This is a genomic window from Mesorhizobium sp. M00.F.Ca.ET.216.01.1.1 (assembly GCF_004010325.2).
Classification (GTDB): Bacteria; Pseudomonadota; Alphaproteobacteria; order Rhizobiales; family Rhizobiaceae; genus Mesorhizobium.
In genome coordinates this window covers 1-7,248 of record NZ_SADR02000062.1, presented here as the reverse complement: position 1 = coordinate 7,248, position 7,248 = coordinate 1, and the positions used below count along the sequence as shown (strand labels likewise).

The 7,248-nt window shown below is 64.0% G+C and carries 4 protein-coding genes and 2 pseudogenes; 4 read left to right on the top strand and 2 right to left on the bottom strand.

Annotated elements, in window-relative coordinates; all coding sequences use genetic code 11:
• Positions 1 to 872 (bottom strand): annotated as a pseudogene (locus tag EN859_RS34920) (tyrosine-type recombinase/integrase); the annotation flags it as partial.
• A 361-nt stretch (positions 873 to 1,233) separates the two neighbouring features.
• Between EN859_RS34920 and EN859_RS34915 the strand changes: the two are divergent.
• The 4 genes from EN859_RS34915 to EN859_RS34900 all read left to right on the top strand — a co-directional run bounded on the left by EN859_RS34915 (position 1,234) and on the right by EN859_RS34900 (position 5,867).
• Positions 1,234 to 2,232 carry a LacI family DNA-binding transcriptional regulator gene (locus EN859_RS34915; RefSeq protein ID WP_127857151.1) on the top strand — a complete coding sequence of 333 codons (999 nt, stop codon included), beginning with the start codon at positions 1,234 to 1,236 and terminating at the stop codon, positions 2,230 to 2,232.
• Complete coding sequence (locus EN859_RS34910) at positions 2,229 to 3,746, top strand: sugar ABC transporter ATP-binding protein (RefSeq protein WP_127857150.1); 1,518 nt, start codon at positions 2,229 to 2,231, stop codon at positions 3,744 to 3,746. The genes EN859_RS34915 and EN859_RS34910 overlap by 4 nt, the downstream gene beginning before the upstream one ends.
• Positions 3,743 to 4,801: an ABC transporter permease gene (locus EN859_RS34905; RefSeq protein ID WP_127857152.1), complete on the top strand. Its 1,059-nt coding sequence runs from the start codon at positions 3,743 to 3,745 to the stop codon at positions 4,799 to 4,801. Before EN859_RS34910 ends, EN859_RS34905 begins: the two co-directional genes overlap by 4 nt.
• Positions 4,802 to 4,877: 76 nt before the next feature.
• Complete coding sequence (locus EN859_RS34900) at positions 4,878 to 5,867, top strand: substrate-binding domain-containing protein (RefSeq protein ID WP_127857149.1); 990 nt, start codon at positions 4,878 to 4,880, stop codon at positions 5,865 to 5,867.
• Positions 5,868 to 7,121: 1,254 nt separating this feature from the next.
• Here EN859_RS34900 and EN859_RS34895 read toward each other — a convergent pair.
• A pseudogene (locus EN859_RS34895) lies at positions 7,122 to 7,248 on the bottom strand (IS630 family transposase); the annotation flags it as partial.

Genomic DNA, 7,248 nt, shown 5'->3' with positions numbered 1-7,248 from the left:
GCAGGCTGATCCGGTCGAGCGGACTCATCACGGTGTGGATCGTCTTGGTGGCGACATGGGCTGAGACGCGCGGTCGTGTTGAGCCGGGCATGGCCGAGCAGGACCTGGATGACGCGAATGTCGACGTTCTGCTCCAAAAGATGGGTGGCGAAGGAATGCCTCAGCGTGTGCGGCGTTACCCGCTTTTTGATCTCGGCGGCCTCCGCCGCGGCATGAACGGCGCGGTTCATCTGCCGGGTGGAGAGTGGCGTGATCGGGTTGCGGCCCGGAAACAGCCAGCCCCGCGGCAGCATCATGCCGCGGCGTTTGCCCTCGCGCCACCAGGCGCGCAGAAGGTTGAGCAGTTGCGGCGACAGCATGGCGTGGCGGTCCTTGCGCCTTGCCCTGCTCGACCCGGATCAGCATGCGCGTCGAATCGATGTCGGTCACCTTGAGCGCCACGATCTCCGACACCCGCAACCCGGCGCCGTAGGCAGTGCCCAGCGCCGCCTTGTACTTCGGCCCGGGTGCGGCTTCGAGCAGCCGCGCCACCTCCTCGACGCTCAGCACCAGCGGCAGCTTGCGCGGCTGGCGGATGACGGTGAGACGGCGCGAGAGATCGGGCCGGTCGAGCGTCACGGTGAAGAAGAAGCGCAGCGCCGAGACCGAGCTGTTGATCCCCGGCGGCCGCATGCCGCTCTCGGTCTGGTGTAATTGGAAACGCCGCAGATCCCAGCCGTCGCGGTGTCGGGCGAGCGCCCGATGAAGGCTGCAAATGCCTTCACGCAACGGATATAGTCACGGCGCGTATCCTCGGTGAAGCCGCGCAGGGACATGTCTTCGATCATGCGCTCGCGAAGCGCGTTGCCGGATGGATGCGAAGGGACGGTCATCGGATGCTCCTCTCAAGCTGAAGGTTGACACTTCATGCTCGGAGGCCGATGGCCGTCCGTCACCCCTGATCGATCACAACCTCACCAGCGCTGCTGACACAAACTGCAAGCTCGAACCCCGCGCCCTCCCGCGCGAGCGGGTTCGTTCATTGGGTCAGAAGCGGAAATTCGCTGACGTCTGCTCTGATCCCTGCTGACTTCGATCTACTCCGACCATCCAACAAAGGACATTCGCATCGAAACGATTGCGCAAACGTTTCGATTGCATTATCGTTTCGTGAAATCCGCCAAAGCCTGGAACAGAGCGGACGGGAAACGCAGCATAGGGAGGAGCGCTTGCGAGCACTCCGTTTGAGCCGCCATGCCGACAATGGCTGAAGTGGCGCGCCGCGCGGGCGTGTCGGTTTCAACCGTCTCGCATGTCATCAACCGCACCCGTTTTGTCTCGCCCGAGAAGGCGAAGCTGATCAATGATGCGATTGCCGCGATGGGCTATCAGCCCAATGAGCTGGCGCGGTCCCTCAAGGTCTCGACGACCAACAGCGTCGGCCTGGCGATCTCGGCGATTTCCAACCCCTATTTCACCGACATCATCTGCGCGGTGGAGGCCGAATGCGCGCGTCTCGGCCTCATGGTTTTCCTGTCCGACACCCAGGACGACCCCGATCGCGAGCTTTCGGTGGTTCGGGCCTTCCATCAGCGGCGGGTCGACGGCGTCATCCTGGCGCCATCGGGCGCGCCGCAGCGGGCCATCGACTACCTGGCCGAGAAGAAAGTGCCCTGCGTGCTGATCGACCGCTTCGCCGACGAGCGCTTCGACCAGATAGGCGTCGAGAACCATTCGGCTATGCGGGTCCTCATCGATCACGTCGCCTCCTTCGGCCACAAGCGCATCGGCTTCGTCGCCGGCCAGCCGGGGCTGGCGACGACTCGGGAACGCGTCGAGGCATTCCGGTCGGCCATGGCCGCTAACGGACTTGACTGCCTGCCGCGCTATTTGTCCACCGGGAACGTCGACACCGCGGCCGCGACGGCATCGACCCGGGCCATACTGTCCTTGCCTTCGCCGCCCACGGCCTTGGTCACCGGCAATAACATGACGACGATCGGAGCAGTCCGCGCGATCCGCGAAATGGGCCTGGCGATACCGGGCGATCTTTCGCTCGCCGGCTTCGACGACTTCGAATGGGCCGATTGTTTCGAGCCGCGGCTGACGCTGGTGGCGCAGCCTTGCGCCGAGATCGGCCGGCAGGCGGCCGCTTTGCTCAACGCTCGCATCGCATCCTCCGCTTCCGAGCCGCACTCCGTGCGGCTCCAGGCCACGCTTCATGCCCGCCAATCCTGCGGGAGCCCAAGATGAGCGCGCCGCTTCTGTCGGTCACTGGCGCAATCAAGCGTTTCGGCGGCGTCCAGGCGCTGCGCGGCGTCGACTTCGATCTCAGGGCCGGTGAGATCCACGCCCTTCTCGGTGAGAACGGCGCCGGCAAATCGACGTTGATGAACCTGTTGTCGGGCGTCTACGCGCCGGACGAAGGCACGATTGAAATCGACGGCAAACCGGTGCGCTTCAGCAACCCGCGCGAAGCACAGGCGGCCGGCATTGCGACCATCTTCCAGGAGCTCGATCTCGTACCGACGCTCGACGTGGCGTCGAACCTCTTCCTCGGCCGCGAATTGATGCGCCCGGGCGGTTTCCTCGACGCGCCGGCGATGCGCCGCGAGGCCGGCAGGCGGCTGGAAGCGATCGAGCTCGCCATCGACCCGGCACGACTGGTCGCCGATCTCTCGATCGGCCAGCGCCAGGTGGTGGCCATCGTCAAGGCGCTGTCCTACGCCTCGCGCGTGCTGATCATGGATGAGCCGACGGCCGCCCTGACGGCGGGCGAGGTCGAAAGGCTGTTCGAGGTGATGCGCAAGCTCGCCGCCAGCGGAGTCGGCATCGTCTATATCTCGCATCGCCTGGAGGAAGTGCCCGAGATCGCCGACCGGGTGACGGTGATGCGCGACGGCCGCGTCGCCGGCATCACCGAGCCGCACGCGCCGCAGGCCGAGCTGGTACAGCTGCTGGTCGGCCGGCCGCTGGACGAACTCTACCCCAAGCGCGCCAGGAGCGCCGGAAAGGCACTGCTCAGCCTGCGCGACGCCAGCTTCCGGCTGGCGCGCGACAGCGCCGGCTGGCAGGCCCCGACAGGGCTTTCGTTCGACGTGCATAAAGGCGAGATCGTCGGGCTGGCCGGCATCATGGGGGCAGGGCGGACCGAGCTTCTCAGCGCGCTTTACGGCACCGGCCTCTCCGGCCACTGGGAGGGCGACGTCGCCATCGGCGGCCGTCCGGTGAAGCTCAATTCGATCAAGGCGGCGCGCGACGCCGGCATCGCCTACGTTACCGACGACCGCCGCGGCAGCGGCCTGATGCTTCGTATGGCGGTCGGCCTCAACCTGGTGATGTCGGTGATCCGCTGCCTCTCGCCGGTCGGCCTGATGTCGCCGCGCCGGCAGGCGGACGCGGTGAGACAGTCCTTCGGGCAGTTCGACATCAGGCCGAAGAATCCCGACATCGCCGTCGGCGCGCTTTCGGGCGGCAACCAGCAGAAGGTGGTGCTGGCCAAGGAAATCCTTGGCAATCCGCGTCTGCTGCTGCTCGACGAACCGACGCGCGGCGTCGATGTCGGCGCCAAGGGCGAGATCTATGCACGGCTGAGGCAACTGGCCGCCCAGGGCCTCGGCATTCTGGTCGCCTCCAGCGAAATGCCGGAGCTGATCGGCCTTTGCGACCGGATCGTGGTGCTGCGCCAGGGGCGCAATGTGGCGGAATTCATCGGCGGCATCGACGAGCACACGGTGCTGGCTGCGGCAAACGGCAGGGAGGCCTGATGTCTGAAGAGTCGACTTCGGTTGCGAGCGGCCCGGTGGCGGCCGTGCCCGCGCCCGTGCATCGCGATCCGCTCGCTTTGATCGTGCGCTTCCAGAGCCTGATCGGCCTGGTGCTGGTGGCGATCGGCGGCGTCATCCTCTCGCCGAGGCGCCACGGCGAAATCTTGTTCCTGGCGCCCGACAACATGGCCAACATCGTGCGCGCCGTGTCCGAGACCGGCATCATCGCTATCGGCATGACCTTCGTCATCATCACCGCCGGCATCGACCTTTCGGTCGGCGCCGTGCTCGGTCTCTCCAGCGTGGTTACCGCGACGATGATGATCTCCGGCGGCTTTGGGCTTATCCCGACCATCCTCGCCGTGCTGGTGATGGGCACCGCCTTCGGCGCGATCCAGGGCACCATTTCCAGCCGCTTCCGGCTGGAGCCGTTCATCGTCACGCTGGCCGGCCTGCAGGCGGCGCGCGGCCTGGCGCTGGTTGTTTCGGGCAACCAGTACATCAACATTTCCTACGGCGATGGGCCAGGCCTTGCGCCGCCGGTCTTTGCGGTGCTGGGCGAGCGCCTGTTCAACAACACGGTGCCGGTGGCCACCATCGTGTTCATCGCGTTCGCCGCGATCGCCACCGTGGTGCTGAACACCACGCGCTTCGGCCGCTACGTCTTTGCCGTTGGCGGCAACGAGCGTGCCGCGCGCATTTCCGGCGTGCCGGTCTCGATGGTCAAGATATCAGTTTATGCCATCACCGGCTTTGCCTCCGCACTTGCCGGCATCGTTCACGCCGGCCAGTTCAATTTCGGCAGCGCCAATGACGGCATGGGCTATGAGCTGACGGCAATCGCCGCCGTGGTCATCGGCGGCACCAGCCTGTTCGGCGGCGCCGGCTCCATGGTCGGCACCGTGGCCGGCACGATCATGCTCGGCGCGCTGGCGAACATCCTTCAGCTCAACAACATCACGCCCGCCATGCAGCTGCTCGCGACCGCCGCGATCATCGTGCTGGCGGCAGTGCTTCAATCCCTTGTTCGCCGTCGCGAGGGTTTGGGCAGGTAGCAGTCAGACGGTAGGCAAGTGGAAGGCGTTAGAAACCAAGGTCTGGCCGCTGCGGCCCGACGAGGAGGAGAGTAGCATGAGAACCATTGAACGAGGATCATGGCGTGCCTTGCAGGTTGGACTGCTCGCCGGCACGTGCCTATGCATGGTGGGCACCGCAGAGGCCGCCGACCCTATGGTCAAGGCCTGCGCCAAGGACGGCCAGTTCATCATCGGCTTTTCGCAGGCGAACAATGCCGAGCCCTATCGCCAGCATGTCAATGACGAGCTGACTGCGGCGGTGAAGGCCGTGCCGCAGTTCACGCTGCAGATCGCCGACGGCGCCGGCAACGTCAACACGCAGACTTCGCAGGTCGACAACTTCATCACCCAGAAGGTGGATCTTCTGCTGATCTCGCCCTTCGAGGCGGCACCGCTGACGCCCGCTGTGAAGCGCGCCATGGATGCCGGTATCCCGGTGATCGAGCTCGACCGCAAGACGGTTGGCGATCCCGGCAAGGACTACACTGCCTTCATCGGCGGCGACAATTACAAGATCGCCATGGAGGCCGGCAAATATACCGCCAAGACCCTGCTACCAGACGGTGGCGAGGCGGCGGTTCTGGAAGGCCTGCCGAGCTCGACACCGGCCGTCGAGCGGCTGAACGGCTTCAAGGACGGGGTGAAGGAGAATGCGAAGATCGAGGTCGTGGCCGAGCAGGCCGCCGACTGGCTACCGGACAAAGCGCAGACCGCCTTCTCCGCCATGTTGCAGGCGCATCCCGACATCAAGGTGCTCTATGCCAGCAACGACATGATGGCCGCCGGCGCGCTGCTTGCCGCCAAGGGCGCTGGCAAGCAAGTCCAGATAATTGGAACCGACGGCCTGCCGGGCCCGGCCGGCGGCATCCAGGCCGTGGCCAAGGGCGACTGGGCGGCGACCTTCACCTATCCGACTGGCGGCAAGGAGGCGATCGAAATGGCGAAGTCGATCCTGCTCGACTGCGCCTCCTCGGTGGAGCCGACGGTCACGGTCGACACCACCGCGATCACGGCAGAAAACGCCAAGCAGATGATGGGGAATTGAGGGCGGGCGCAGGCAAAAAGGTTTGACACGGCAAGGCCTCTCGTGGGGCCTTGTTGCGTTTTGGGGGGAAGGCGGGCAGGTTCGCGCGGTGCGAAGAGCCGGCCGATGTATCGCTAGGAAAGTTAGCTGGTCTCAATGGAAGGGTAGCATGCGCCGAATGAATAGGTTGTGCATGACCGGCCGGCTTTTGACCCTGGCTGTGTGAAAACACATCGCCTCAGACAGCAGACAGAATTGTTCTCAAAGGATGCCGTCGAAGCTTCTGAGCAGCATTCGCATCCTCAGTTTGCCTCGGATTGGGAACGACATTCTCTAGGCCGCTAGCAGCGGTGAGTTTTGACACGGCCAAGACCCAAATCGGCCCTTCCTGGTCCGATTTGGTGGCTTCGAAGCGGACCTTCATCTTTCCGGACGATAGGCCGAACAGTCAACTGCTTCGTTCACCCCAACTTCGACCCGACGAATCTTCAGAACAAAGGCTCGTTCACTGTGTCGAGCCCAGGATATCGACCTTCTCGCCATGTGCTCCCCGTGCATATCGATATTTCATCGGATCAGACCGGGCGGATGCTAGCCTATCCGGTTGCCTTTCGCCGCTATCAATAAGCACCGGAGCCCGGCCGGGGCTAGAAGATCTCGCACACGCTGATCGAAACTTCGGTTTCAAAACATCTAGGATTTGCGGATGGTGAGGTACTGGCACGAGATCGGGCGAGGACAGGTTGCCGCTGAGTGTGCGATTGCTACATGCATTACTGGTCCGCAGAGGAGCGTCTCGGCTCCTGGTGAGCTACTCTGATGTCACGCCAACGACCGCCCGGCGACGCGCGCCGGCTGGCCAGGGTCGATAGCCGCCGGGGTAACGTCCGGCCTGCGGATCCGCGTCTTCGGATGGATAGGGTCAACCGAACTCCCGGAACGGCGAAGTCGCGGACAAGCAGACCTAAGAACTTCGATTAAGCTCACGGCGGTCATGGGCCGGTGGCTGCTTGCGTGCCCTGGGGCTCAATCGAGCCGTTCATCGCACACCCATAGCTGATGATCGCGTCGGGTCGCATCAGGCGGTAGAACGAATGGCAAGATTGGAGAAGCTCCCTGAATGGCAGCAAGTGGCGGATATTGTTGATTTAGTCGTTGAACTGTCGCGTTACGTCAAGTAGATCGGGCTTTGGGGTGTTCTGAATGCGGTCATTTTACATCAACTTGGCAGTCTCTATGGATCGCCGAGAATGGTTTGAGGCACAACCAAACCGGCTAGTGGATGGAATCTAACACTTGGTGCCCACGTTTGACGGCAGCGATGATTTTGTCGGGGTCGGCGGTCCAAGTGAAAGGTTTGGGTTTCTGGTTGTGCTCGACGAGGAAGCGGTTGATTGCCGCC

What these genes read in the sequence shown, in the direction of transcription:
- EN859_RS34915 (WP_127857151.1), top strand. Translation starts at nt 1,234, where the DNA reads ATGCCGACAATGGCTGAAGTGGCGCGCCGCGCGGGCGTGTCGGTTTCA.
- EN859_RS34910 (WP_127857150.1), top strand. Translation starts at nt 2,229, where the DNA reads ATGAGCGCGCCGCTTCTGTCGGTCACTGGCGCAATCAAGCGTTTCGGC.
- EN859_RS34900 (WP_127857149.1), top strand. Translation starts at nt 4,878, where the DNA reads ATGAGAACCATTGAACGAGGATCATGGCGTGCCTTGCAGGTTGGACTG.